Source organism: Pseudomonas sp. P65(2024) (assembly GCF_057480955.1).
Genome location: NZ_JBLIYX010000019.1, coordinates 39,660 through 65,306, shown reverse-complemented (window position 1 = coordinate 65,306; position 25,647 = coordinate 39,660). Strand labels below are relative to the sequence as shown.

The window sequence follows — 25,647 nt, the reverse complement described above, 5'->3', positions numbered from 1 at the left end:
ATCTTTTATGACCCAGAAATTCGACGTAGTGGTGATTGGTGCAGGTCCTGGCGGCTATGTTGCCGCCATCAAGGCTGCCCAACTCGGTCTGAAGACTGCCTGTATCGAGAAATACACCGACGCCGAGGGCAAGCTGGCCCTGGGCGGCACCTGCCTGAACGTGGGTTGCATTCCGTCCAAGGCGCTGCTGGACAGCTCCTGGAAGTACAAGGAAGCCAAAGAGAGCTTCAACGTGCACGGTATCTCCACTGGCGAAGTGAAGATGGACGTTGCCGCGATGGTTGGCCGCAAGGCCGGCATCGTCAAGAACCTGACCGGTGGCGTCGCCACCCTGTTCAAGGCCAATGGCGTCACTTCGATCCAGGGCCACGGCAAGCTGCTGGCCGGCAAGAAAGTCGAAGTCACCAAGGCTGACGGCACCACCGAAGTCATCGAGGCCGAGAACGTGATCCTGGCCTCCGGTTCGCGTCCGATCGACATTCCGCCGGCTCCGGTCGACCAGAACGTCATCGTCGATTCCACCGGCGCCCTGGAATTCCAGAGCGTACCGAAGCGCCTGGGCGTCATCGGTGCCGGCGTCATCGGCCTGGAACTGGGCTCGGTATGGGCTCGCCTGGGTGCCGAAGTCACCGTCCTGGAAGCCCTGGACACCTTCCTGATGGCTGCCGACACCGCCGTGTCGAAAGAAGCCCAGAAGACCCTGACCAAGCAAGGCCTGGACATCAAGCTGGGCGCTCGCGTCACCGGCTCGAAAGTCAACGGCAACGAAGTCGAAGTCACCTACACCAACGCCGAAGGCGAGCAGAAGATCACCTTCGACAAGCTGATCGTCGCCGTCGGCCGTCGTCCGGTGACCACCGACCTGCTGGCCGCCGACAGCGGCGTGACCATCGACGAGCGTGGCTACATCTTCGTCGACGATCACTGCGCCACCAGCGTTCCGGGCGTCTATGCCATCGGTGACGTGGTACGCGGCATGATGCTGGCGCACAAGGCCTCGGAAGAGGGCATCATGGTCGTTGAGCGCATCAAGGGCCACAAAGCCCAGATGAACTACGACCTGATCCCATCGGTCATCTACACCCACCCGGAAATCGCATGGGTCGGCAAGACCGAACAGGCGTTGAAAGCCGAAGGCGTTGAGGTTAACGTGGGCACCTTCCCGTTCGCGGCCAGCGGCCGTGCGATGGCGGCCAACGACACCGGTGGTTTCGTCAAGGTCATCGCCGATGCCAAGACCGACCGCGTACTGGGCGTTCACGTGATCGGCCCTTCGGCTGCCGAGCTGGTTCAGCAAGGCGCGATCGCAATGGAATTCGGCACCAGTGCCGAGGACCTGGGCATGATGGTCTTCAGCCATCCGACCCTGTCCGAAGCGTTGCATGAAGCAGCGCTGGCGGTGAATGGCGGTGCCATTCACGTCGCCAACCGTAAGAAGCGTTAATTATAAGAAACCACGGCGGGCTGCCCGTCGTGGGTCTTGCGTGCAAGACTCACCGCGGAACGTCCGCCGGACCGGATCACACGGGAAAACCCGGGGTCAACGGTCACAGGTGGTGCGGCGCCATTAATGGCGCAGCGCCGAAGCGCAGTACCTAACGAAGACGGTAAAAAGCATGAATCTTCACGAGTATCAGGGTAAGCAGCTGTTCGCTGAGTACGGCCTGCCAGTTTCCAAGGGTTTCGCTGTCGATACCCCTGAGCAAGCTGCAGAAGCCTGCGACAAGATCGGCGGGAACGAGTGGGTCGTCAAAGCCCAGGTCCACGCCGGTGGTCGCGGCAAGGCGGGCGGCGTCAAGCTGGTTCGCAGCAAGGAAGACGCTAAGGCCTTCGCTGCTCAGTGGCTGGGCAAGAACCTGGTCACCTACCAGACCGACGCCAACGGTCAGCCAGTTTCCAAGATCCTGGTCGAATCCTGCACTGACATCGCCAAAGAGCTGTACCTGGGCGCTGTAGTCGATCGTTCGAGCCGTCGCATCGTGTTCATGGCCTCCACCGAAGGTGGCGTGGACATCGAGAAAGTCGCTCACGAGACTCCTGAGAAGATCCTCAAGGCCACCATCGATCCGCTGGTCGGCGCTCAGCCGTTCCAGGGTCGTGAACTGGCGTTCCAGCTGGGTCTGGAAGGCAAGCAAGTCCAACAGTTCGCCAAGATCTTCGTAGGCCTGGCCAAGCTGTTCAAGGATCACGATCTGGCCCTGCTGGAAGTGAACCCGCTGGTGATCAAGGCCGACGGCGACCTGCACTGCCTCGATGCCAAGATCAACATCGACGCCAACGCCATGTACCGTCAGCCGAAGCTGAAGACCTTCCACGACCCGTCGCAGGACGACGCCCGTGAAGCCCACGCCGCCAAGTTCGAACTGAACTACGTTGCCCTCGAAGGCAACATCGGCTGCATGGTCAACGGTGCCGGCCTGGCCATGGGTACCATGGACATCGTCAACCTGCACGGTGGCAAGCCAGCCAACTTCCTCGACGTGGGCGGCGGCGCTACCAAGGAGCGCGTTACCGAAGCGTTCAAGATCATTCTGTCCGACAGCAATGTCGCGGCCGTTCTGGTCAACATCTTCGGCGGCATCGTTCGCTGCGACATGATTGCCGAAGGCATCATCGGCGCTGTGAAAGAAGTCGGCGTCAAGGTTCCGGTTGTCGTTCGCCTCGAAGGCAACAACGCCGAACTGGGCGCTAAAGTACTGGCAGAAAGCGGTTTGAACATCATTGCGGCAACCAGCCTGACCGACGCTGCTCAACAAGTTGTCAAAGCTGCGGAGGGCAAGTAATGAGCGTCCTGATCAATAAAGACACCAAAGTCATCTGCCAGGGCTTCACCGGCTCGCAGGGTACTTTCCACTCCGAACAAGCCATCGCCTACGGCACCAAGATGGTCGGCGGCGTCACTCCGGGCAAGGGTGGCACCACCCACCTGGGCCTGCCGGTGTTCAACACCGTGAAAGAAGCCGTGGAAGCCACCGGCGCTGACGCGTCGGTCATCTACGTACCGGCTCCTTTCTGCAAGGACTCGATCCTGGAAGCCGCCTTCGGTGGCATCAAGCTGATCGTCTGCATCACCGAGGGTATTCCTACCCTCGACATGCTGGACGCCAAGGTCAAGTGCGACGAGCTGGGCGTGACCCTGATCGGCCCTAACTGCCCAGGTGTCATCACCCCGGGCGAGTGCAAGATCGGCATCATGCCAGGCCACATCCACTTGCCAGGCAAGGTCGGTATCGTTTCGCGTTCCGGTACCCTGACCTACGAAGCTGTGAAGCAGACCACCGACGCCGGCTTCGGCCAGTCGACCTGCGTCGGCATCGGCGGTGACCCGATCCCGGGCTCCAACTTCATCGACATCCTGAAGCTGTTCCAGGAAGACCCGAAGACCGAAGCGATCGTCATGATCGGTGAGATCGGCGGTTCCGCTGAAGAAGAAGCCGCGGCCTACATCAAGGCCAACGTGACCAAGCCTGTTGTCTCTTACATCGCCGGTGTTACCGCACCTGCGGGCAAGCGCATGGGCCACGCTGGCGCCATCATCTCCGGTGGCAAGGGCACTGCGGACGAGAAGTTCGCCGCCCTGCAGGACGCCGGTGTGAAAACCGTGCGTTCCCTGGCTGACATCGGCAAGGCCCTGGCCGAGCTGACTGGCTGGGAAGTCAAGAAGTAAGTAACACGCAGTACCCCCCACGCGCACAAAGGCCACCTTCGGGTGGCCTTTGTCGTTTTTATTCGAGTCATCCGCGATCGCGTTTTTGTGGGAGCGGCCTTGCCGAGGCGTCGGACCGGTCGGCAAGGCCGCTCCCGCACGTGCTCAGTAAAGGCTAGGAAAACTCGATCACCTCAATCAGGATTTTCAACCAGACATCCACTCAAATCCGCAATAAATTGTCGCCGAACACGTTCAACCAGACGACAAACACATACGCACATCGGACAAGCAGCACTGTGCCAGTGCGTTTGTCAGGCAAAACAGGTAGGCTACGCGTTCACTCTGTGCCCGTACCCCAAAAGGGAACGACACGCTAAACGGGTCTGGCTCACCAAGCCGGGCAGCATTTCCCTTCATCCTGTGGGAAATCCCCTCCGACTCCCGATTTCAGCAGTGTGGTATTTCCTTAAATGAAAGTGTTAAAAGGCCAGGATATCCTGGCGCTTGGCTTTATGACGTTCGCGCTGTTCGTCGGCGCCGGCAACATCATCTTCCCGCCCATCGTCGGCCTGCAGTCCGGTCCGAACGTGTGGATGGCCGCACTCGGCTTCCTGGTCACCGCCGTGGGCCTGCCGGTCATCACCGTGGTCGCGCTGGCCAAGGTCGGTGGCGGCATGGATGCCCTGAGCAGCCCGATCGGCAAGTTCTTCGGCGGCCTGCTGGCGGCCGTGTGCTACCTCTCGGTCGGTCCGCTGTTCGCCACCCCGCGTACCGCGACCGTGTCGTTCGAAGTGGGCGTTGCGCCGTTGACCGGCGAGAGCCCGACGGCGCTGCTTATCTACAGCATCGTGTACTTCGCCGTGGTACTGGCCGTGTCCATGTATCCGGGCAAGCTGCTCGACACCGTGGGCCGTTTCCTCGCGCCATTGAAGATCATCGCCCTGGCAGTGCTGGGCATCGCGGCCTTCGCCCTGCCGGCCGGCACCATTGGCGAGGCCCAGCCTGCCTATGCCGCCGCCGCGTTCTCCAAAGGGTTCTCCGATGGCTACCTGACCATGGACACCCTGGGCGCCCTGGTTTTCGGTATCGTCATCGTCAACGCCATCCGCTCGCGTGGCGTCGAGTCGCCGAAGCTGATCACCCGTTATGCCATCATCGCCGGCCTGATTGCCGGTGTCGGCCTGGTGCTGGTGTACGTCAGCCTGTTCCGCCTTGGCGCGGGCAGCCATGACATCGCCGCCGACGCCACCAACGGCGCGATGGTCCTGCATGCCTACGTGCAGCACACCTTTGGTTCGTTGGGCAGCGGCTTCCTCGCCGTGTTGATCGCACTGGCCTGTCTGGTGACCGCCGTTGGCCTGACCTGCGCCTGCGCCGAGTACTTCAGCCAGATCCTGCCGCTGTCGTACCGTGCCCTTGTGGTAATCCTGGCCGGCTTCTCGCTGCTGATCTCCAACCTGGGTCTGACCAAGCTGATCATGTTCTCGATTCCCGTGCTGACGGCGATCTACCCGCCGTGCATCGTGGTCGTGGGCCTGAGCTTTGTGAAAGACCTGTGGAATTCGCCGACCCGTATCCTGGCCCCGGTCATGCTGGTGTCGCTGGTGTTCGGCGTTGTCGACGCGATCAAGGGCAGCAGCTTTGCCCACGTACTGCCTGACGCCCTGGCTCACCTGCCGTTCAGCAACGAAGGCATGGCCTGGCTGGTGCCTTCGGTGGTCACCCTGGCCGCCGCCGTGGTCTGCGATCGCATGCTGGGCAAGCCGCGCGAGGCGCTGGCCTGATGGATTGAAACCTCAAGGGCAGGGCGCTGGCCACAAGCTGAAGGGCGCTTGCCGATGGTGGATATCGAAACCCCGCTGCCGAAAGGCGCGGGGTTTTTTGTCGGCTGTACCGACGCTATCGTGGCGAGGGCGTGTCTTTTGCCGAATCCGGGCGTCGAAAACCGGTCTGTTTCTCTTTGACGGGACTGCTGCATGAGCTTCATCCAAAACAACCTGGGCAACCTCCTTGCCGCCTGCTGGTTCGCCATCTGCTGGGGCGGCTACACCCGCTACGCCATCTGGAAAGGCCGCGACACGGCGTGCCTGGCCAGCGTGCTGCACCTGTACCGCGAAGACTGGATGCGCCGCATGCTGCTGCGCGACAACCGAATCGCCGATGCCAGCGTGATCGGCAACCTGGAGCGCAACGCGTCGTTCTTCGCCTCCAGTACCTTGATCATCCTCGCCGGTATCCTCACCGTGCTCGGAGCGTCGGATCGCGCGCTGTCGCTGCTGGCCGACCTGCCATTGGTGCAGCAGGCCTCGCAAGGGATGTCGGAAATCAAGTTGCTGTGCCTGGCGATGGTGTTCGTCTACGCCTTCTTCACCTTCAGCTGGTGCATGCGCCAATACAACTTCGCCGCTGTGTTGGTGGGTTCGGCGCCGATGATCGGCGAGCGCCTGGTCAACGAACTCGAGCGCAAGGCCTTCGCCTCTCGGGCCGCACGCGTACTGTCGTTGGCCGCCAACCAGTTCAACCTGGGATTGCGTTCGTACTACTTCGGCATGGCCATGCTGAGTTGGTTCATCAGCCCTTGGTTGTTCATGGTCATGAGTGTCGGCGTTGTATTCATCCTGTATCGCCGCGAGTTCCATTCCCATGTACTGGAAGTGATGGTGTTCACACCGACGGAAAGTGTGTCCGTAGAGCCGGGCAAGGACGCTTCCGGTATTGCTGGCTGAAACCTTTTAGCGTAAGCGGTAGATACAAAAAAACCCGACATTGTCGGGTTTTTTTGTATGGCGCGATTACTGCTTGGCAGGCTCGGCAGGCGCAGTGGTCGGCGCTGGGGTGGAGGGCGCGGCCTCCTCGGCGGCCTTCTGCTGCGCTTCGGCCTGATCTTTGGCGGCTTCGGCGTTTTCCTTGGCGGCTTCGTTCATCTTATCCTGAGCTTCGCCCATCTTTTCCTGGGCTTGCTCGGCGTGTTGCTGTGCGTCCTGGGCTTTGTCTTCGCTCGCTTTATCGCAAGCAGCCAGGCCCATGGCAGCGGCCAGCATCAGAGCAAAAGCAAAAGGTTTACGCATGGGGTGTTTCTCCTGGGTGGAATAACTTTACGTGTACCTTCGAGTTCATCGTCTGCGAAGAAGTTCCACAAAGGTTACAGATATATAACTGCCCGACCTATATGGACTTTTTATCTATTTTATGAAGCGAGGGACAATGAACGAGATGCCATTGATGGCGATGGCCGAGCGTTTTCTCTCGGCGTTGAAACATTGCCAGGTATTGCAGATGCGCGTGCACCACGCCGACGCCGACGGCATGACGCTGGTGCTGCCCTGGTCACCGGCCATTGTCGGCAACCCGCAGAACGGCGCGGTGCACGGCGGGGTGCTGACCACGCTGATGGACACCACCTGCGGCATGGCCACGCTCTGCGCGTTGCCGCGTTTCGAGGTGTGCCCGACCCTGGACCTGCGCATCGACTACATGCACCCGGCCGAGGCCGGCAAGGACATCTTCGGCCATGCCCAGTGCTACCGGGTGACCCGCGATGTCATTTTCACCCGCGGCACTGCCTACCAGGACGACCCCGCGCAGCCGATCTGCCAGGTGGTCGGCACCTTCATGCGCCTGGGGCAGGACGTCAAGGGCGGCATTCGCTTCGGCAACAGCCTCAAGGAGGGCCGCGCGTGATCCCCGCCGATATCCGTCAACAGTTGAACCGGGCCCATGCTCGCGGCGATTACCAGCCATTGCTGGCATTGATCCCGTATGCCGGGTTGATCGGCATCGAATGCGAGCGCCACGGCGACGACCTGCTGTTCCGCCTGCCGGCCAATCCTGACAACATCGGCAACCCGTTGTTACCGGCGATCCATGGTGGCGTGATTGCCGGCTTCATGGAGCTGTCCGCGGCACTCTACCTGTTGATCTTCAGCGAGAGCGCGAGCATCCCGAAGATCATCGATTTCTCCATCGATTACCTGCGCGCCGGGCATTTTCGCGACACCTACGCCCAGTGCCAGCTATGGCGCCAGGGGCGGCGGGTGACCAACGTCGCCATCACCGCCTGGCAGGGCGATCGCGACACGCCGATCGCCACGGCGCGCGCGCATTTCAAGATCGAACCGGAAAAGCCCTTGAAATAGTCAGGGGTGCCCCCATCTGCTGGACATCCGCCATCAAAAGCAGGCCCGACGGCCGCCAGGCGTCAACAACCAACAGATTGGAGTTTGAAGACCATGAGTGTGGAGACTCAAAAAGAAACCCTGGGCTTCCAGACCGAGGTAAAGCAGCTGCTGCACCTCATGATCCATTCCCTGTATTCGAACAAGGAGATCTTCCTGCGCGAGCTGATCTCCAACGCTTCCGACGCCGCCGACAAGCTGCGTTTCGAGGCCCTGGCCAAGCCTGAGCTGCTCGAAGGCGATGCCGAGCTGAAAATCCGCCTGAGCTTCGACAAAGACGCCAATACCGTGACCCTCGAGGACAACGGCATCGGCATGAGCCGCGAAGACGTCATCGCCCACCTGGGCACCATCGCCAAGTCCGGCACCGCCGACTTCATGAAGAACCTCACCGGTGACCAGAAGAAGGACTCGCACCTGATCGGTCAGTTCGGCGTGGGCTTCTATTCCGCGTTCATCGTCGCCGACAAGGTCGACGTGTTCAGCCGCCGCGCCGGTCTGCCGGCCGCCGAAGGCGTGCACTGGTCGTCCAGGGGCGAGGGTGAGTTCGAGGTCGCCACCGTCGACAAGCCGCAGCGCGGCACCCGTATCGTCCTGCACCTGAAGAAGGGCGAGGATGAGTTCGCCGATGGCTGGCGCCTGCGCAACATCGTCAAGAAGTACTCCGATCACATCGCCCTGCCGATCGAGCTGCCGAAGGAGCAACCAGCGGCTGCCGAAGGCGAAGAGCAGCCGGCCCAGGAGTGGGAAACCGTCAACCGCGCCAGCGCCCTGTGGACCCGTTCGCGCACCGAGGTCAAGGACGAGGAGTACCAGGAGTTCTACAAGCACATCGGCCATGACTTCGAGAACCCGCTGGCCTGGAGCCACAACAAGGTCGAAGGCAAGCTCGAGTACAACTCGCTGCTGTACGTGCCGGCCCGCGCACCGTTCGACCTGTACCAGCGCGAAGCGCCACGCGGTCTGAAGCTGTACGTGCAGCGCGTGTTCATCATGGACCAGGCCGAGTCGTTCCTGCCGCTGTACCTGCGCTTCATCAAGGGTGTGGTCGACTCCAACGACCTGTCGCTGAACGTTTCCCGCGAGATCCTGCAGAAGGATCCGATCATCGATTCGATGAAGACCGCGCTGACCAAGCGCGTGCTGGACATGCTGGAGAAGCTGGCGAAGAACGAGCCGGAGCAGTACAAGGGCTTCTGGAAGAACTTCGGCCAGGTGCTGAAGGAAGGCCCGGCCGAGGACTTCGCCAACAAGGAGAAGATCGCAGGCCTGCTGCGCTTCGCCTCCACCCACGACGACAGCGGCGAGCAGAGCGTTGCCCTGGCCGACTACCTGGCCCGCGCCAAGGAAGGCCAGGACAAGATCTACTTCCTGACCGGTGAATCCTACGCCCAGGTCAAGAACAGCCCGCACCTGGAGGTCTTCCGCAAGAAAGGCATCGAAGTGCTGCTGCTGACCGACCGCATCGACGAGTGGCTGATGAGCTACCTCAGCGAGTTCGATGGCAAGGCCTTCGTCGACGTCGCCCGTGGCGACCTGGACCTGGGCAAGCTGGATTCCGAAGAGGACAAGAAGGCCCAGGAAGAAGTCGCCAAGGACAAGGAAGGCCTGGTCGAGCGCCTCAAGGGCGCGCTGGGTGACAGCGTGGCCGAAGTGCGTGTCTCGCACCGCCTGACCGATTCGCCGGCGATCCTGGCCATCGGTGAGCAGGACCTGGGCCTGCAAATGCGCCAGATCCTCGAAGCCAGCGGGCAGAAGGTGCCCGAGTCCAAGCCGATCTTCGAGTTCAACCCGACCCACCCGCTGATCGAGAAGCTCGATGGCGAGCAGAGCGAAGACCGCTTTGCCGAGCTTTCGCACATCCTGTTCGACCAGGCGGCCCTGGCGGCCGGCGACAGCCTGAAGGACCCGGCGGCCTATGTGCGTCGCCTCAACAAGCTGCTGGTCGAGCTGTCCGCTTGATCTGACGCAGACAAAGCCCGCTTCGGCGGGCTTTTTCTTTCTGGTGAGAATGGGGGGCGCTGGGAATGCATCTATCATGTGCTGACCCGTGAAGCCCAAGGAGAGCTGAATGAGCAAGGTCATCGTCGAATCGCTGGTCTATCACCTGTCAGGCAAAGCCTACGAAAGCCGCCTGGTCTACACCCAGGGCGCGCTGCCCCAGCCGGGCCTGGTGATGGCGCCGAACTGGATGGGTATCGGCGAGGGCGCCGAACGTATCGCCAAGGAAGTGGCCGAGCAAGGCTATGTGGTGTTGATCGCCGACCTGTACGGCCAGTCGGTGCGCCCGTCCAATGCCGACGAGGCGGGCGCGGCGATGATGCCGCTGAAAAATGATCGCGCCGAGCTGCGCAAGCGTATGCAGGAGGCGCTGGCGCAGCTGCTGGGGCAGTCTAGGGCCTTGTTGGAGCCTGGCAAGGTGGCCACCTTCGGCTTCTGCTTCGGTGGCTGCTGCGCGTTGGAGCTGGCCCGCTCCGGCGCCGACCTGAAGGCCGCCGTTTCCTTCCATGGCACCCTGGACACGCCAAGCCCCGAGGATGCCAAGCGCATCAAGGGTTCGGTGCTGGTGCTGCATGGCGCTTCCGATCCGCTGGTGCCCAAGGAACAGCTACCGGCTTTCGAGGCCGAGATGAACGCGGCCAAGGTCGACTGGCAATTGCTCAGCTATGGCGGCGCGGTGCATTCGTTCACCGATCCGAACGCCAATGTGCCGGGCAAGATGCAGTATGACCGGCGTACGTCGGAGCGGGCGTTCCGCTCGATGCATAACTTGCTCAAGGAAGTGTTCGCAGGCTGAACGCTCAGGGGCCGCAAAGCGGCCCCAGTTTAGCGCGGTAGTTCGATCCGCCCGCTTTCCCCCGGCACCACCGGCCAATCCCCAGCCGCCCAGCGCGCCCGCGCCGACTCGATCAAGGCCGGATCACTGGCCACGAAATTCCAGTTCATCCGCCGCGGACCATCCAGCGGCGCGCCGCCGATCAGCACCAGCTGGCACTCCTCCTCGGCATACAAGCTCACCGCTTCGCCCTCAGGCAGCACGACCAGGCTGCATGGCTCGACGTCCTCGCCATCCAGCAGCAACTCACCTTCGAGCAGATACAGCGCGCGCTGTGCGTGTTCCGTCGGCACGATCAGGGTGGTGGCCGGCTGCATGCGCACATGGGCATAAAGTGTCGGGGAGAGCACTGGCACGGGGGATTCCAGGCAGAAACCCTTGCCGGCAATCATGCGGATCTGCACGCCCAGGCTGTCGCTGAGCGGCAGGCTGGCCGCCGGGTGATGGCTGTAGCTTGCCGGCCCTTGTTCGGCGCTTTGCGGGGAAGCCAGCCATACCTGCAGCCCATGCAGGCGCGAGCCTTTGCGAAATGCTTCTGCCGGCGTTCGCTCGACGTGCGCCACGCCGGCGCCGGCGGTCATCCAACTGACATCGCCCGGCTGTACGCGCTGGTCCGAGCCCAGGCTGTCCTTGTGCTGGATTTCACCCTCGAACAGGTAGGTGAGGGTGGACAGGCCGATATGCGGATGCTGGCGAATGTCCATGCCATGGCCCGGCGCGTAGTCGGTTTCCAGCATATGGTCGAAGAACACGAAGGGGCCGACGCTGCGGCACTGCGCCGATGGCAGCGGGCGCAGGATCGGCTGGCCCTCGACCGATTCGGCACGTGGGCGGATGACCAGGGGACTGCTCATGGCGACACTCCTTGAGGGATGCCTGCAAGCATAGCGTTTCGCCGTCCGTGGCTGAACCGTCGCGGGCGCTGCCCGGTCTACTCTGGCGGGGATGGCAAAAGGAGGCTCCAATGATCGCCCGCACACTGGCTTGCCTGCTGTTGAGCGCAGGCCTGTTCGATTCCGCGCAGGCCCGCGACTACCGCTACAGCGACGCGCACCTGCACTACGTGGACTTTTTCCAGGAGACCGAGGGCATGCCGGCGTTGCTCAAGGCCATGGACGCGGCCGGTGTGGAGCAGTCGATGATCTCCGGCATTGCGGTGGCGAAGAAATGGCACGAGGACGAGCCCAAGCGCCCGCGTTATTACGCCGGGGATGACGCAGACGCCTACTGGTACAGCGCCACCGACCTGTATGTCGCCGCCGCGTTGCAGAAGCTGCCAGCGCAGCAACGCCGTCGCTTTCACCCGTTCCTCACCGGCTTCAATCCGGTGGACAAGAACGCTGTCAATCATATCGAGCGCATGCTCGACCTCTATCCGGGGTTGTGGCAGGGCATTGGCGAAGTGTTCACCCGCCACGACGACCTCACCGCCCTGACCAGCGGCGACACGCCGCGGGCCAACAACGAAGCCATGACCCGCATCTATCACCTGGCTGCCGAGCGCGACCTGCCGGTGCTACTGCATTCGAACATCACCTCCAAGCGCGAGCGCAACCCGCTTTACCTGGCCGAGATCGAAGAACCACTGCGCAACCATCCGCATACTCGCTTCATCTGGGCCCACGCCGGCAGCAGTCTGGAGATCCATCGACATCAGGAACAGATGGATTTTCTCCTGCCGGTGCTGACGCGGCTGTTGGAGGACTACCCGAACCTGTATGTCGACCTGTCCTGGAGCGTGCTCAAGCCCTACCTGCTTGATCCGCAGGGTGTGCCGCGCCAGGACTGGGTGGCGCTGGTCGAACGCTTCCCTCAGCGTTTCGTGCTCGGCTCCGACCTGGTGGGGCAGTTCGACAGCCTGGGTGAACAGATGCACGGTTTCGACCCCTTCCTTGATGCCTTGCCGGCAGCGGTTGCGGAGCAGGTGAGTCGGACGAATTTTGTCAATCTGCTGCCAAAAGCAGCGAAGTAGCGCGTTATAGCAGTGGATAGCTTTTTGATATCGCGTTTTCGTCTTACGCAATTTCCAGGCGGCCCGATACCTTCATTAAGCGACGGAACAACGCTTTTGGGAGGGATCCTGGAAATGAGCCTGAGACGCTTGAATATCGCCCCGCGCGCGGGCCTGGGCTTCGGCATCATGGCGCTGCTGGTGGTGGCGCTGGGCGGCTTCGCGCTGCAGCAGATGACCAGCATGCGCCAGCAGTCCGAGCAGGTCGACAACAATTGGCTGCCGAGCGTGATCTCGGTGGGCAGCATGACCCAGGACATGCTGCGCATCCGCGCCTTGACCCTGCGTCTGCTGGTCAACACCGACCCGGCCGCCCAGCAGCAGAACCGTGCCCGCATCGAAGAAATCAAGGGCGGCCTGAGCAAGGCTCAGAACCATTACGATGGGTTGATCGTGCTGCCAGAGGAGCGGACCTTGTTCGACCGCTACCAGGTCCTGGAGCGCCAGTACATGACCTTGCAGGGGCAGGTGGTGCAGTTGGCCACCGATGGGCATGTTCAGGACGCAGCGGTGCTGGTCAACGGCGAGATGAACCAGCTGGCCGACCAGATGACCGCCACGCTCAACGAGCTTATCGAGCTGAACAACCACCAGGCCAACTCCGCCACAGACCTGGCCGAGGCCGTGTACAACGGCGCCAAGGTCTGGGTCGGCGTGCTGCTGGTGATCGCCCTGAGCCTCACCGTGGTGCTCGCCCTGGCCCTGACCCGCAGCATCGTGCGACCGCTCGGGCAGTCGCTGAAGGTGGCCGAGACGGTCGCCACGGGCGACCTCACGCCGCAGATCACCGTGCAGGGCGACGATGAGCCGGCGCGCCTGCTGGCGGCGCTCAAGAGCATGCAGCAGAGCCTGCGCGAGACCATCGGGCGGATTTCCGATTCAGCCAACCAGCTGGCCTCGGCGTCCGAAGAGCTGAGCGCGGTCACCGAAGACGCCACCCGCGGCCTGCAGCAGCAGAGCATGGAGATCGAGCAGGCCGCGACCGCGGTGAACCAGATGACGGCGGCGGTGGAGGAGGTGGCGAGCAATGCGGTGGCCACCTCGGAGGCTTCCCGCGAGTCCGACCAGATCGCCCGCCGTGGGCGCGAGCAGGTGCAGGCCACGGTCACTGCCATCGAGGCGCTGGCCAATGGCGTGGCGGGCAACGCCGAAGAGGTGGGGCAACTGGCCCAGCAGGTGCACGACATCAGCAAGGTGCTGGATGTGATCGGCTCGATCGCCGAGCAGACCAACCTGCTGGCGCTAAACGCTGCTATCGAGGCGGCGCGGGCCGGCGAGGCCGGGCGTGGGTTCGCCGTGGTCGCTGACGAGGTGCGGGCGCTGGCCCACCGCACGCAGACCTCGACCCAGGAGATCGAGCAGATGATCGTGGCTATTCGCAGCGGCGCCGAGCGGGCCGTGCAGGGCATGCAGCACAGCGACGCCCAGGCCCGTTCGACCTTGGACGGCGCCCATGCCGCCGGCCAGGCGCTGGAAGCGATCGCAGCGGCCATCGGCCAGATCAATGAGCGCAACCTGGTGATCGCCAGTGCCTCGGAGCAGCAGGCCCAGGTGGCGCGGGAGGTGGACCGCAACCTGACCACCATTCGCGACCTGGCGCACCAGTCCTCGGCCGGGGCCGAAGAAACGTCCGCCGCGAGCCAGGCGCTGTCGCGGCTGGCGGTGGACCTGAACACCCTGGTACAGCGGTTTTCGGTATAAGGGCCATCGCGGGGCACAAAAAAAACGCCCGGACTTTGGTCCGGGCGTTCTCGTTCAGCGGATCAGCCGATCACTTGCCAGTCCAGCGCTTGAGCACCAGGGTGGCGTTGGTGCCGCCGAAGCCGAAGCTGTTGCTCATGACCGTGTCGATCTTGGCGTTCTCTTCGGTCTTGCGCAGCACCGGCAGGTCGGCGACTTCCGGGTCCAGCTCGTCGATGTTGGCGGAGCCGGCGATGAAGTTGTTCTCCATCATCAGCAGGCAGTAGATCGCCTCGTGCACGCCCGCGGCGCCCAGCGAGTGGCCCGACAGGCTCTTGGTCGAGCTGATCTTCGGTGCCTTGTCGCCGAACACTTCACGCACGCCCTTCATCTCGGCGACGTCGCCGACCGGGGTGGAGGTGCCGTGGGTGTTCAGGTAGTCGATCGGGGTGTCGACGGTGGACAGCGCCTGCTGCATGCAGCGGATCGCGCCTTCGCCGCTCGGGGCGACCATGTCGTAGCCGTCGGAAGTCGCGCCGTAGCCGACGATCTCGGCATAGATCTTGGCGCCACGGGCCAGGGCATGTTCCAGTTCCTCGACCACCACCATGCCACCGCCGCCGGCGATGACGAAGCCGTCACGGTCGGCGTCGTAGGCGCGCGAGGCCAGTTCCGGGGTTTCGTTGCGCTTGGTCGACAGGGCGCCCATGGCGTCGAACAGGAACGACTGGCTCCAGTGCTCTTCTTCACCGCCACCGGCGAAGACGATGTCCTGCTTGCCCCACTGGATCTGCTCCAGGGCGGTGCCGATGCAGTGTGCGGAAGTGGCGCAGGCCGACGAGATCGAGTAGTTGATGCCCTTGATCTTGAACGGGGTGGCCAGGCACGCCGACACGGTGCTGCCCATGGTGCGGGTGACACGGTAGGGGCCGACGCGCTTGACGCCTTTTTCGCGCAGGGTATCCAGGGCTTCCATCTGGTTCAGGGTGGAAGCACCGCCGGAGCCGGCAACCAGGCCGGTGCGCGGGTTGGAAACCTGCTCTTCGGTCAGGCCGGCGTCCTTGATCGCGTCCTGCATGGCGAGGTACGCATAGGCGGCGGCGTGGCCGACGAAGCGATAGACCTTGCGGTCGATCAGCTCTTCGAGGTTGAGGTCGATGGAACCGGAAACCTGGCTACGCAGCCCCATTTCCTTGTATTCCGGGTTGTAACGGATACCCGGACGGCTGTTGCGCAGGTTTTCGGTGACGGTAGCTTTGTCATTGCCCAGGCACGATACGATGCCCAGACCAGTGATCACGACGCGGCGCATGCGAATAACCCTTAGAAATTGTCAGTGGAGGTGAACACGCCGACCCGCAGGCCTTCGGCGGTGTAGATCTCGCGACCGTCGACGCTGACCGAGCCATCGGCGATGGCCATGTTCAGCTTGCCCTTCAGGACGCGCTTGATATGAATGTTGTAGGTGACTTTCTTGGCTTCCGGCAGGACCTGGCCAAAGAATTTCACTTCGCCCGAACCCAGGGCGCGGCCACGGCCCGGCAGGCCCTGCCAGCCGAGGAAGAAGCCGACCAGCTGCCACATGGCGTCCAGGCCCAGGCAGCCCGGCATCACCGGATCGCCTTCGAAGTGGCAGGCGAAGAACCACAGGTCCGGATTGATATCCAGCTCGGCGACCAATTCACCTTTGCCGAACTTGCCGCCTTCCTCGCTGATATGGGTGATGCGATCGACCATCAGCATGTTCGGGGCGGGCAGTTGCGCATTACCGGGGCCGAACAGCTCACCGCGACTGCAGCGCAGCAGGTCTTCCCGAGTAAAGGCGTGTTGTTTGGTCATGCGAGCTCCTCAATAACCCCCTGCGGCAGGGGATGAATCTTCCCGGCCGGCCCGAAGCGCTTGGCATTCGAGGCGGCAGCCTACAGGTAGACTATTGCGTTGTGGTGAAAGTCACAGCGCACCTGGCAAAAGAAGTACAGGTGTGCACTGAAATGTTATTTTCCGGCCCTGCGGCGGTCCTGTCCAGTCCTTAAGACTGCCGCACTTTAGCATTTATCGCCAGTCGCGGCTGTCCGACCCGGCAACCAGCGTTGCAGGATGCGTTGCAGATCGGTGCGTTTGAACGGCTTGCTCAGGTAATCGTTCATTCCGGCGGCCAGGCAGCGTTCGCGGTCGCCCTGCAACGCGCTGGCGGTCAGGGCGATGATCGGCAGGCCCGCGCTGCCCGGCAGCTGGCGGATGCGCCGGGTGGCCTCGTAGCCGTCGACATGCGGCAGGCGGCAATCCATCAGCACGGCGGCAAAGCGTTGCTGGCCGACCAGGTCGACGGCCTGGGCGCCGTCCATCGCCAGGCTCACCTCGAAACCGAGGCTGCGCAGCATCGCCTCGATGACGCTCTGGTTGACCGGGTTGTCCTCCACCAGCAGCACTCGCCCGCCGCCTTTGCCTGTCGCGCTGTCCTGGGGCGCAACGGGCAGGGTGGCGGGGGTGCTGGCCAGGGCCAGTGGCATTTCCAGGGTGAAGGTCGAGCCCAGCCCCTCGCGGCTCTCGCCGCGCAGCTGGCCGCCCATGCGCTCGGCCAGGGTGCGGGCGATCGACAGGCCCAGCCCGGTGCCGCCATAGCGCCGGGAGATGGTGTTGTCGGCTTGCTGGAAGGCCACGAACATCATCTCCAGGCGGTTGCTGTCGATGCCGATGCCGGTGTCGCGCACGGTGCAGGTCAGCCAGATCAACTGGCGATCGAGCACCTGCCAGCGGGCCTCGATGGCCACCTCGCCGCGCTCGGTGAACTTCAGTGCGTTACCCACCAGGTTCAGCAGGATCTGGCGAATGCGCGTCGGATCGCCCACCACCTGCAGCGAGTTCATGCCCGGCGGCAGTTGCAGGCGCAGGTCCAGGTTGCGCTGCTGGGCGCTGTGCTGGAACGACTGCACGCTGCTGGTGATCAGCTCGCCGAGGTTGAAGTCGATATGTTCCAGCTCCAGGGTGGTGCGCTCGATCCGCGAGAAGTCGAGGATATCGTTGATCACCTTGAGCAGGTGGCCGGTGGATTCGCTGGCCACGGCGGTGTAGTCGGCCTGTTCGCCGGTCAGCTCGGTCGTCTCGAGCAACTGCAGCATGCCCAGCACGCCGTTCATGGGGGTGCGCAACTCGTGGCTCATCATCGCCAGGAAGTCCGACTTGGCGCGGTTGGCCTGCTCGGCTTCTTCGCGGGCCTGGATCAGCTGGCCCATGGCCTGTTGCTGTTCGTGGGCGGCCTGGTCAAGGGCGCTGGCCAGGTTGTTGATGTGCCGGGCCAGGTGGCCCAGCTCACTGTCGTCGACCACCGGCAAAGGCGCGTTGAAGTCGCCTTGCTGGATCGCCCGGACCGCGTGGCCCATGTCGCTGATCGGCTTGGACAGGCTGGTGGCCAGGCGCCGCGCCAGCAGGAAGGTGAACAGCAGGGCGAACAGGGCGAGGATCGCAGCCTTGATCACGATCTCCTGCTGGCGCTGGCTGAAGGCGTCGTCGGACATGCCGACGATCACCCGGCCGAGATAGTCGTCGCCGATGTTCGGCGCTGGCGCCTTGCCCTGCAGGAAGTCATTGTCCAGGCGGATCTGCTGCAGGCGGATCGGCGCCTGGAACACCTCGACACGCTGGGCGCGGCTTTGGCTTTCGTTGGGTTGCTCGACGTACACCAGGATATGGTTGCGGCTGTCCTGCACCTCGAGGAAACGCACGTGGGGAATGCTCAGAGTGGCGCGCATCAGGCTCTCGAGGACTTCGTTGTTGCCCGAGATCACCCCGTACTCCGAGGCTGGCGCCAACTGGTTGGCGATCAGTTGCCCGGTGTGGTTGAGTTCCTGGCGCAGGTCCTGGATCCGCACGAAGGTGAAGAAGCTGATCAGCAGCAGGGTCAGCAACAGGGCGGGGCCCAGGCTGATGATCTGGGTACGGGTATGGATGTCCCAGCTCAGGCGCTTGCTCATGGGGTGGGGGCTCCTTCGGCGAGGGCCAGGGCGGCGGCGACCGGGTCGATCGCCTCCAGGCCAAGGGCGCGAGCTACCTGCTGGTTGCCGCTGACACCGAAGTGCGCGGGGTAGAGGCTGCGCGGCCAGCGGCCTGGAGGCAGGTCGAGCAGTTGCCCGAGCACCGCCAGCCAGTCGTCCTGGTCGCTGTAGGTGCTGGCCAGGGCGCCGGCACGGACGAAGCCGACGTTCGGCCCGATCAGCGCCATCTGTCGGCCATAGCTGCTGAGCAGCACGTTCTTGGCCGACTTGGAGTTGTACAGGTCGGGATCGTCCAGGCCGAGCAGCACGTCGCTGTTGCCCAGCAGGGCCTGCAGGGGACGGCTGTCGCGAAGGTCGGGCCAGTCCTGGGCGACGATTTCCAGGCCCAATGAACTGGCGGCCTGGCGCAGCTCGTCGAGCAAGAAACGGCTGTGTTCGCCGTACAGCACGCCGATGCGCCGTGCCTGCGGCAACAGGTATCGGGTCAGGCGCAGTTGCCGGGCCAGGGGCGGGTCGCTCCAGAGCAGGGTCAGGTAGGCGGGGCGCGAGGCGCCCAGGCGCTGCTCGGCCTGGACCCGACTGACCCGCAGCGCCAGCGCTGCCGGTCCTGCGGCCTCGCCCAGGCGCCATTCAAGGGCTGGGGTGTCGAGCAGGATCAGCCGGGTGTCTGCCTTGAGCTTGCCCGGGCTCGGCAGTTGCTCGACAGTCTGGAACCGTACCTGGTCGTTGGGGCGACGTTTTTCCAGGGCCGTGACGAAGCTGCGAATGCCGGGCTGGTCCTCGGCGCCCACCAGCAGGATTTCGCTGGCGGACAGCGATCCCAGGGGCCATAGGCACAGCAGCAACAGGCGCAGCAGACGGACCATCAGAATTCCAGCTCCGCGCTGACGCTCAGGCGGTGGCGGCTGTCGTAGCGGTTCTGCTCCAGGGTGACCGGTTCGTCGTCCAGGCGCTGCTGCCACAGCGCGGCCAGCTCCAGGTTGCTGCCGTGCACCTTGAAACGCTTGGCCAGGCGCAGGTCGACCCGTTCGTAACGGTAACCATTGAGGGCGTCGTCACCGTAGTAGAAAAGGGCGCTGGACCAGCCTTCGCCCCAGTCGCGCAGCCAGCCGGCCGAACCGCTGTTGCGTGCGCTCAGGCGCCGGTCGTTGGGGTTGCTGGCCCAGGCGTCGACGTAGGCGTAGGTCAGGCGCAGGCGATCGCGCTGGGTGGCGCGCCAGTCGAACTGCGCCTCGCTGCCGCTGAAGCGCGCCTTGTTGGCGTTGCTGGCGATGTACTGGTTGTTCCTCAACGGCTCACTGATCATCCCGGTGATCTCGTCATAGAACAGTTTCACGTCCATGCTCAGGTCGATGTCGGTGAAATAGCCGTTGTAGCCGAGCTCACGCGAGCGCATGCGTTCCTGGTCGAGGTTGCCCGGGCCGCGGGTCTTGACGAAATATTCGCCGTTCTGCAGGCCGTAGCGGTTGGGCGTGAGGTTCTTGACCGTGTAGCTCCAGTTGACGTTGTTCTCGAACATGTCCGGCGAGCGGATCGCCTCGGAATACACGGCGCGCAGGCCGTGGCGCGGGGTGATCAGGTAGTTCACCGCCACCCGTGGCGTGAGCGAGTTGCCAGACAGTTGCGAGTGCTCGTGCATCGCCCCGCCCTGGACGATCCAGTGTTCGTCGATGCGCCACTCGAGCTGGCCGAACAGGCGCCAGGTCTGGTCATCGATGCTGCCGTTGAAGTAGGTCTGCGAGTCGGCCTTGTCGTAGCGGTAGTTCATGCCGGTGACCAGGCGCAGGCTGTCGGTCAGGCTCAGGGTGTCCTGGATTTCCAGGTCGTAGCGGGTCTCGCGGGTGCTCTGGTCGACGTCGCCGCAGATCGTGTTGCGGCCACCGTTGACCCACTGGTTCTGTACCTGGCTCATCAGCGAGCCGAGCTCAGGGTTGGTGGTGCTGGGCAGGTTGCCGGTAAACAGGTTGCGCGCGACCTTCTCGGCGAAGTTCGGGTCGAGCTGCCACAGGCGGGTCAACTCCGGGCTGAAGGCGATTGCCGCGTCGCAGGCACGCCATACCTGCTGGCGGTCGAAGTGCTGGGCCGAGCCCTGCACATACAGGCTGTGTTCGGGGTTCAGGTCGATGTTCCAGCGCACCGAACCTGCGTAGTCCTTGGCGTTGACATCGGCATTGTCGCCGGCCCGGTAGTTGCCGAACACCGGCTGGTAGGTATAGGGCCGCTGGTTGCTGCCCTCCTTGGCCGCCAGTTGCCATTCCAGGGTCTGGTTCGGCGCCAGGGTGTGGCTGGCGTTGAGGTTGACGCGGTTGAGCCGGCGGCTGTCGCGGTAGTCGCGGCCGAACTGGTCGTGGTCGAAGCCATCGTCCTGCTGGCCGGAGAGCGACAGGCGCAGGTCGCCGCTGTCCCAGCCAAAGCCCTGGCTCGCGTAGTAATCGTTGATGCCATCCTGGCCGCGGCTCAGCTTGACCCGGGTGCCATGGCTGTCGGCCGGGTTGCGGGTGAGGATGTTGACCACCGCCATCAGCGCGTTGGCACCGTAGCTGACGGTGTTGGGACCGCGGAACACCTCGATGCGCTCGATATCCTCGATCGCCACCGGGATATCGCTCCAGTCCACCGTGGCCAGGCCCGCGCGGTATACCGAGCGGCCATCGATCAGCACCTGCATGCGCCGGGCATCGCTGACATTGCTGCCATGGTAGTTCACCGTCGACTGATTGCCGGCGCCGTAGCCGATCATCATCCCCGGCACCAGGCGCAGCAATTCGGGAATATCGCGGGCGCCGCTGGCGCGGATCAGCTCGCTGTCCAGCACGGTCATGCTGCCAGGCACCGCCGCCGGGGATTGTTTCAGGCGCGTGGCGGTCAGAACCTGCGGCAGGTCCTGGTTGTCGATGAACAGGTCGTCTGCCAAGGCCGGCCCGCCCAGCAGGGCGGTCAGCAACAGCAGGCGAGGATACGGGGGCGTGCCAGGGAACACGAAACGGCCTTGTTTCAGAAATGAATCAGGCATGTTAACCGACCCTACGGCTTTTGCCAGTGATCGGCGGATGGCCTATTGCCGCATCGCCCCCCCTGAACTTTCTCTATTGTGTTCGGGTGCGTGGGCGTGGGCTGGCCCCACGATGCATACGCACTGGTTCTGTCGCATCGGCACCGTATAATGCCCGGGTCGCCACTTACTTTATTGGTTAACGGATTGGATATGACTGAACAGCAACCTGTTGCGGTTCTTGGAGGCGGCAGCTTCGGCACCGCCGTGGCGAATCTCCTGGCCGAGAATGGCCATCCGGTGCGGCAGTGGATGCGCGACCCGGCGCAGGCCGAGGCGATGCGCGTCGATCGCGAGAACCCGCGCTACCTCAAGGGCATCCGCCTGCATGACGGCGTCGAGCCGGTCAACGACCTGCTTGCCACCTTGCAGGGCAGCGCGTTGATCTTCGTCGCCTTGCCGTCGAGTGCCTTGCGCAGCGTGCTTGCTCCCCACGCCGAGCTGCTGCGTGGCAAGGGGCTGGTCAGCCTGACCAAGGGCATCGAGGCGCACACCTTCAAGCTGATGAGCCAGATCCTCGAAGAGATCGCCCCCCAGGCGCGCATCGGCGTGCTGTCGGGCCCCAACCTGGCCCGCGAGATCGCCGAGCATGCGCTGACCGCCACCGTGGTCGCCAGCGAGGACGAGGCGTTGTGCCAGCAGGTACAGGCCGTGCTGCATGGCCGTACCTTCCGCGTCTACGCCAGTGCCGACCGCTTCGGCGTCGAACTGGGCGGCGCGCTGAAGAACGTCTACGCCATTATCGCCGGCATGGCCGTGGCCCTGGGGATGGGCGAGAACACCAAGAGCATGCTGATCACCCGCGCCCTGGCCGAGATGACCCGCTTCGCCGTGAGCCAGGGCGCCAATCCCATGACCTTCCTGGGGTTGGCTGGGGTCGGCGACCTGATCGTCACCTGCTCGTCGCCCAAGAGCCGCAACTACCAGGTCGGCCATGCCCTTGGCCAGGGCCTGAGCCTGGAACAGGCGGTCAGCCGTCTGGGCGAGGTGGCCGAGGGCGTCAACACGCTCAAGGTGCTCAAGGCCAAATCCCAGGAAGTGGGTGTGTACATGCCGCTGGTGGCGGGCCTGCACGCGATCCTGTTCGAAGGGCGCACGCTCAACCAGGTGATCGAGCACCTGATGCGCGCTGAGCCCAAGACCGATGTCGATTTCATTTCCACCAGCGGTTTCAATTGAGGGAGCGACCATGAACGATACCCCCGAGCGCGCCGAGCGCGAGTCGATCATCCTGCGAGTGCTGTGGATGCTGGTATTCCTGGTGGCCTGGCAACTGGCCGAGCTGCTGCTCGGCGGCCTTGTGCTGGTGCAACTGATCTACCGGCTGGTCTATGGCGCGCCCAGCGCCAGCCTGATGAACTTCGGCGACAGCCTCAGCCAGTACCTGGCGCAGATCGGCCGCTTCGGCACCTTCCACTGCGACCAGAAGCCCTGGCCGTTCGCCGACTGGCCGACGCCGCGTGCGCCGGAGGGCGAGGCGCCGCACGCCGTCGCACCGGCAGCGCACCCAGTGCGCGACGAGGAGCCCAAGCTGTGAAACTCTGGGTGCTGCGCCACGGCGAGGCGGAACCCCGGGCCAACAGTGACGCCGAGCGACGCCTGACCGCCCACGGTCGCGAGCAGGTGCTGCGCAGCGCCGCGCACCTGCTCGGCCAGCCGCTGCAGGCGATCATCGCCAGCCCCTACGTACGCGCCCAGCAGACCGCCGCCCTGGTGCACGGCGCGCTGGGCTTTGCCGAGCCGGTACGCACGGTGCCCTGGCTGACGCCGGACAGCGACGTGCAGCAGGTGATCGGCGAAGTCGAGCGCCTGGGGCTCGAGCATGTGCTGCTGGTCAGCCACCAGCCGCTGGTGGGCAGCCTGGTTGGTCTGCTCGAGCATGGCCATGGCCAGCAACCGGCGCCGTTGAGCACCGCGAGCCTGGCCGAACTGGAAGGGGACTGGCCATTGGCGGGGCTGATGACCCTGCGTGGCCTGCGTCATTCCGGCTGAGCCCTGGCAACTGGCATTTCTGTCAGTTGCCGGCCTGTCGTCTGGTCAAGTAGCGTGGCGCCGTGGCTGAGTCATGCAGCCGCGCAGGCACAGGGAGAGGCAAATGAGCCGTTATCGACTGGAGCTGGTGCGCTCCGTGAACCCGCAATCGCTGCTCGACAAGCTCAGTGATGCGCGTGCCCTGGACTTTGCGGAATACCGCCTGTTGCAGGACTGCGCCGACGCCAAGCTCGACGAGCTAATGCGCCGCTTCGAAGGCCAGTACGAACTCGAGCAGTTGCGCCAGGCCAGCATTCGCATGGCCCATTTGCTGCAGACCAGTTGCCTGGCCCTGCGCCGGTTGGCCGACAATGAAGCGGACCGCAGCCTGGCCCGCGAAGCGCTGGATTGGCAATTGGGCTACATGCGCGCCTGCCTGCACCGTTCGCTGGCCAGTCTCGAGCGCAGCCGAATTACCTGATCGCCACCGGCGATGACCTTTCCGAACGTTGCCGGCAGGGATCGGCTTACCGACAATGGGCCATCCATCCCCGTGCAGAGCAGGCGGCCATGTCGCAGCAGATCTTCTTCGCCCACGCCAACGGCTTTCCCTCGGCCACCTACGGCAAGCTGTTCGCCGCCCTGAGGCCGGACTACGAGGTATGTCACCTGGCGCAGCATGCCCACGACCCGCGCTTTCCGGTCAACGACAACTGGCAGAACCTGGTGGACGAATTGCTGCATCACCTCGAGCAGCAGAACGCGCCGGTCTGGGGTGTCGGCCATTCGCTGGGCGGCGTGCTGCACCTGCATGCGGCGTTGCGCCGACCGGAGTTCTACCGCGGGGTGGTGATGCTCGACTCGCCGGTGTTGACCCGCGCGGACGAGTGGCTGATCCAGGCCGCCAAGCGCCTGGGCTTCATCGACCGCATCACCCCGGCCGGGCGCACCCTGGGCCGGCGCGAGGCATTTCCCGATCGCGACAGCGCCCGCACCTATTTTGCCGGCAAGTCCCTGTTCCGCCACTTCGATCCGGACTGCCTTGAAGCCTACCTGGAGCATGGCCTGGAGCAGGGCGAGGAAGGCCTGCGCCTGCGCTTCGACCCGGCCACGGAGATCGGCATCTACCGCAGCATTCCCCATGTCAGTCCGGCCCGGCCACGCCAGTTGCAGGTGCCGTTGGCGATGGTGCGCGGCGCCCAGAGCCGGGTGATCCGCAAGCACCATGCCCTGGCCGTGCGCGCCATGGCCAAGGGCGAGTACCATAGCTTGCCCGGTGGGCACATGTTCCCGCTGGAACGGCCCACCGACACCGCCGGCCTGATCAAGGGCCTGTTCGACCGCTGGAGCCAGGCATGAGCGCCCAGGTCGAGGAGATTCGCCTGACGCTTGGCCATATCGAGCTGGCCGCGCACCTGTTTGGCCCGGCCGACGGCCTGCCGGTGATCGCCCTGCATGGCTGGCTGGACAACGCCAACAGCTTCGCCCGCCTGGCGCCGCACCTGAAGGGGCTGCGCATCGTCGCCCTGGACCTGGCCGGACATGGCTACTCCGAGCATCGTCCAGTCGGCGCTGGTTATGCGCTGGCCGACTACGCTCATGACGTGCTGCGGGTTGCCGAGCAGCTGGGCTGGGCGCGCTTCGGCCTGCTCGGCCATTCGCTGGGGGCGATCATCTCGGTGCAACTGGCCGGGGCCTTGCCCGAGCGGGTCAGCCACCTGGCGCTGATCGACGGGGTGATTCCGCCGACGCTCAGCGAACAGGACGCCGCCGAGCGCTTGGGGCTGGCGTTGCAGGCGCAACTGCGCCTGGAAGGCAAGCGCAAGTCGGTGTACGCGACCCTGGAGGAGGGCGTCGAGGCGCGCATGAAAGGCATGGTCGCGGTCAGCCGTGAAGCCGCCGAACTGCTGGCCCAGCGTGGGCTGATGCCGGTGCCCGGCGGCTACAGCTGGCGCAGCGACAGCCGCCTGACCTTGCCCTCGCCAACCCGCCTGAACCAGGACCAGGCCATGGCCTTCGTCAAACGCATTGCCTGCCCGGCCTGCCTGGTGGTGGCCGCCGATGGCATGCTGGCGCGCCACACGCAGCTGCTGGAGCAGCTACCCTTCGAGCAGGTGACCCTGCCGGGCGGCCACCACCTGCACCTGAACGACGCCGAGGGCGCGGCCCTTGTCGCAGACTGTTTCAATCGCTTCTTTGGCATTCCTTGACTTGCACCGGACAACTGTCGAGGCTTGGCGGGTTGAAAGGGAGACAACCATGTACATGCCAGACATCCAGG

General features: G+C 64.1%; 24 protein-coding genes and 1 pseudogene. 18 read left to right on the top strand and 7 right to left on the bottom strand.

Annotated features, from left to right (window positions below; all coding sequences use genetic code 11):
* The first annotated feature begins 7 nt into the window (after positions 1-7).
* From lpdA to AC25MA_RS21890, 5 genes are all read left to right on the top strand, one after another.
* Positions 8-1,444: a dihydrolipoyl dehydrogenase gene (lpdA, locus tag AC25MA_RS21910; protein ID WP_028690460.1), complete on the top strand. Its 1,437-nt coding sequence runs from the start codon at positions 8-10 to the stop codon at positions 1,442-1,444.
* Between the two features lie 172 nt (positions 1,445-1,616).
* Positions 1,617-2,783, top strand: a complete 1,167-nt coding sequence (gene sucC, locus AC25MA_RS21905) for an ADP-forming succinate--CoA ligase subunit beta (RefSeq protein ID WP_003254205.1) — start codon at positions 1,617-1,619, stop codon at positions 2,781-2,783.
* Positions 2,783-3,667: a succinate--CoA ligase subunit alpha gene (gene sucD / locus AC25MA_RS21900; RefSeq protein WP_004376004.1), complete on the top strand. Its 885-nt coding sequence runs from the start codon at positions 2,783-2,785 to the stop codon at positions 3,665-3,667. Before sucC ends, sucD begins: the two co-directional genes overlap by 1 nt.
* Before the next feature lie 452 nt (positions 3,668-4,119).
* A complete protein-coding gene (gene brnQ / locus AC25MA_RS21895; RefSeq protein WP_028690462.1) occupies positions 4,120-5,433 on the top strand; it encodes a branched-chain amino acid transport system II carrier protein in 1,314 nt (437 codons plus the stop codon).
* A gap of 192 nt (positions 5,434-5,625) precedes the next feature.
* Positions 5,626-6,375: a DUF599 domain-containing protein gene (locus AC25MA_RS21890; protein ID WP_028690463.1), complete on the top strand. Its 750-nt coding sequence runs from the start codon at positions 5,626-5,628 to the stop codon at positions 6,373-6,375.
* Between the two features lie 66 nt (positions 6,376-6,441).
* On the opposite strand, the gene AC25MA_RS21885 is transcribed toward AC25MA_RS21890, so the two are convergent.
* The gene (locus AC25MA_RS21885) at positions 6,442-6,717 is read right to left on the bottom strand and encodes a hypothetical protein (protein ID WP_028690464.1); all 276 of its coding nucleotides are present in this window, start codon (positions 6,715-6,717) and stop codon (positions 6,442-6,444) included.
* Positions 6,718-6,853: 136 nt separating this feature from the next.
* Between AC25MA_RS21885 and AC25MA_RS21880 the strand changes: the two genes are divergently transcribed.
* From AC25MA_RS21880 to AC25MA_RS21865, 4 genes are all read left to right on the top strand, one after another.
* On the top strand, positions 6,854-7,330 hold the full coding sequence (locus AC25MA_RS21880) for a PaaI family thioesterase (protein ID WP_088852916.1): 477 nt from the start codon (positions 6,854-6,856) through the stop codon (positions 7,328-7,330).
* Positions 7,327-7,785, top strand: a complete 459-nt coding sequence (locus tag AC25MA_RS21875; RefSeq protein ID WP_028690466.1) for a PaaI family thioesterase — start codon at positions 7,327-7,329, stop codon at positions 7,783-7,785. The genes AC25MA_RS21880 and AC25MA_RS21875 overlap by 4 nt, the downstream gene beginning before the upstream one ends.
* A gap of 93 nt (positions 7,786-7,878) precedes the next feature.
* Positions 7,879-9,786: a molecular chaperone HtpG gene (gene htpG / locus AC25MA_RS21870; RefSeq protein WP_028690467.1), complete on the top strand. Its 1,908-nt coding sequence runs from the start codon at positions 7,879-7,881 to the stop codon at positions 9,784-9,786.
* Between the two features lie 109 nt (positions 9,787-9,895).
* On the top strand, positions 9,896-10,621 hold the full coding sequence (locus tag AC25MA_RS21865; RefSeq protein ID WP_028690468.1) for a dienelactone hydrolase family protein: 726 nt from the start codon (positions 9,896-9,898) through the stop codon (positions 10,619-10,621).
* A gap of 29 nt (positions 10,622-10,650) precedes the next feature.
* Here the strand turns inward: AC25MA_RS21865 and AC25MA_RS21860 are convergent, their stop codons facing one another.
* Positions 10,651-11,514 carry a pirin family protein gene (locus tag AC25MA_RS21860; RefSeq protein WP_028690469.1) on the bottom strand — a complete coding sequence of 288 codons (864 nt, stop codon included), beginning with the start codon at positions 11,512-11,514 and terminating at the stop codon, positions 10,651-10,653.
* 110 nt (positions 11,515-11,624) lie between these two features.
* Here AC25MA_RS21860 and AC25MA_RS21855 point away from each other — a divergent pair, with 110 nt between their 5' ends.
* The 3 genes and pseudogenes from AC25MA_RS21855 (at position 11,625) to AC25MA_RS21845 (ending at position 14,372) form a co-directional block, all read left to right on the top strand.
* Positions 11,625-12,632 carry an amidohydrolase family protein gene (locus AC25MA_RS21855; RefSeq protein ID WP_028690470.1) on the top strand — a complete coding sequence of 336 codons (1,008 nt, stop codon included), beginning with the start codon at positions 11,625-11,627 and terminating at the stop codon, positions 12,630-12,632.
* Positions 12,633-12,746: 114 nt separating this feature from the next.
* A pseudogene (locus AC25MA_RS21850) lies at positions 12,747-13,517 on the top strand (MCP four helix bundle domain-containing protein); the annotation flags it as partial.
* A complete protein-coding gene (locus AC25MA_RS21845) occupies positions 13,509-14,372 on the top strand; it encodes a methyl-accepting chemotaxis protein (protein WP_486972384.1) in 864 nt (287 codons plus the stop codon). The pseudogene AC25MA_RS21850 and the gene AC25MA_RS21845, both read left to right, overlap by 9 nt.
* Before the next feature lie 70 nt (positions 14,373-14,442).
* On the opposite strand, the gene fabB is transcribed toward AC25MA_RS21845, so the two are convergent.
* From fabB to AC25MA_RS21820, 5 genes are all read right to left on the bottom strand, one after another.
* Positions 14,443-15,663 (bottom strand): beta-ketoacyl-ACP synthase I, encoded by a 1,221-nt coding sequence (gene fabB / locus AC25MA_RS21840; RefSeq protein ID WP_028690472.1) that lies wholly within the window; start codon positions 15,661-15,663, stop codon positions 14,443-14,445.
* An 11-nt stretch (positions 15,664-15,674) separates the two neighbouring features.
* A complete protein-coding gene (gene fabA, locus AC25MA_RS21835; RefSeq protein ID WP_028690473.1) occupies positions 15,675-16,190 on the bottom strand; it encodes a 3-hydroxyacyl-[acyl-carrier-protein] dehydratase FabA in 516 nt (171 codons plus the stop codon).
* A gap of 206 nt (positions 16,191-16,396) precedes the next feature.
* Positions 16,397-18,322, bottom strand: coding sequence for a response regulator (locus tag AC25MA_RS21830; protein WP_247284254.1), 1,926 nt, complete (start codon positions 18,320-18,322; stop codon positions 16,397-16,399).
* Positions 18,319-19,209 (bottom strand): ABC transporter substrate-binding protein, encoded by an 891-nt coding sequence (locus tag AC25MA_RS21825; RefSeq protein ID WP_069016225.1) that lies wholly within the window; start codon positions 19,207-19,209, stop codon positions 18,319-18,321. Before AC25MA_RS21825 ends, AC25MA_RS21830 begins: the two co-directional genes overlap by 4 nt.
* A complete protein-coding gene (locus AC25MA_RS21820) occupies positions 19,209-21,356 on the bottom strand; it encodes a TonB-dependent receptor plug domain-containing protein (RefSeq protein WP_175406160.1) in 2,148 nt (715 codons plus the stop codon). The genes AC25MA_RS21825 and AC25MA_RS21820 overlap by 1 nt, the downstream gene beginning before the upstream one ends.
* Before the next feature lie 192 nt (positions 21,357-21,548).
* Between AC25MA_RS21820 and AC25MA_RS21815 the strand changes: the two genes are divergently transcribed.
* The 6 genes from AC25MA_RS21815 (at position 21,549) to AC25MA_RS21790 (ending at position 25,576) form a co-directional block, all read left to right on the top strand.
* Entirely contained in the window at positions 21,549-22,574 is a 1,026-nt protein-coding gene (locus tag AC25MA_RS21815; RefSeq protein WP_028690477.1) for an NAD(P)H-dependent glycerol-3-phosphate dehydrogenase, read from the top strand.
* 10 nt (positions 22,575-22,584) lie between these two features.
* Positions 22,585-22,932: a DUF4389 domain-containing protein gene (locus AC25MA_RS21810; protein ID WP_028690478.1), complete on the top strand. Its 348-nt coding sequence runs from the start codon at positions 22,585-22,587 to the stop codon at positions 22,930-22,932.
* Positions 22,929-23,387: a phosphohistidine phosphatase SixA gene (sixA, locus tag AC25MA_RS21805; RefSeq protein ID WP_062363695.1), complete on the top strand. Its 459-nt coding sequence runs from the start codon at positions 22,929-22,931 to the stop codon at positions 23,385-23,387. Before AC25MA_RS21810 ends, sixA begins: the two co-directional genes overlap by 4 nt.
* A 103-nt stretch (positions 23,388-23,490) precedes the next feature.
* Positions 23,491-23,847 carry a hypothetical protein gene (locus AC25MA_RS21800; RefSeq protein WP_486972380.1) on the top strand — a complete coding sequence of 119 codons (357 nt, stop codon included), beginning with the start codon at positions 23,491-23,493 and terminating at the stop codon, positions 23,845-23,847.
* Positions 23,848-23,936: 89 nt separating this feature from the next.
* Positions 23,937-24,725 carry an alpha/beta fold hydrolase gene (locus AC25MA_RS21795; RefSeq protein WP_028690481.1) on the top strand — a complete coding sequence of 263 codons (789 nt, stop codon included), beginning with the start codon at positions 23,937-23,939 and terminating at the stop codon, positions 24,723-24,725.
* Positions 24,722-25,576, top strand: a complete 855-nt coding sequence (locus AC25MA_RS21790; protein WP_241411870.1) for an alpha/beta hydrolase — start codon at positions 24,722-24,724, stop codon at positions 25,574-25,576. The genes AC25MA_RS21795 and AC25MA_RS21790 overlap by 4 nt, the downstream gene beginning before the upstream one ends.
* The last annotated feature ends 71 nt before the right edge of the window (positions 25,577-25,647 follow it).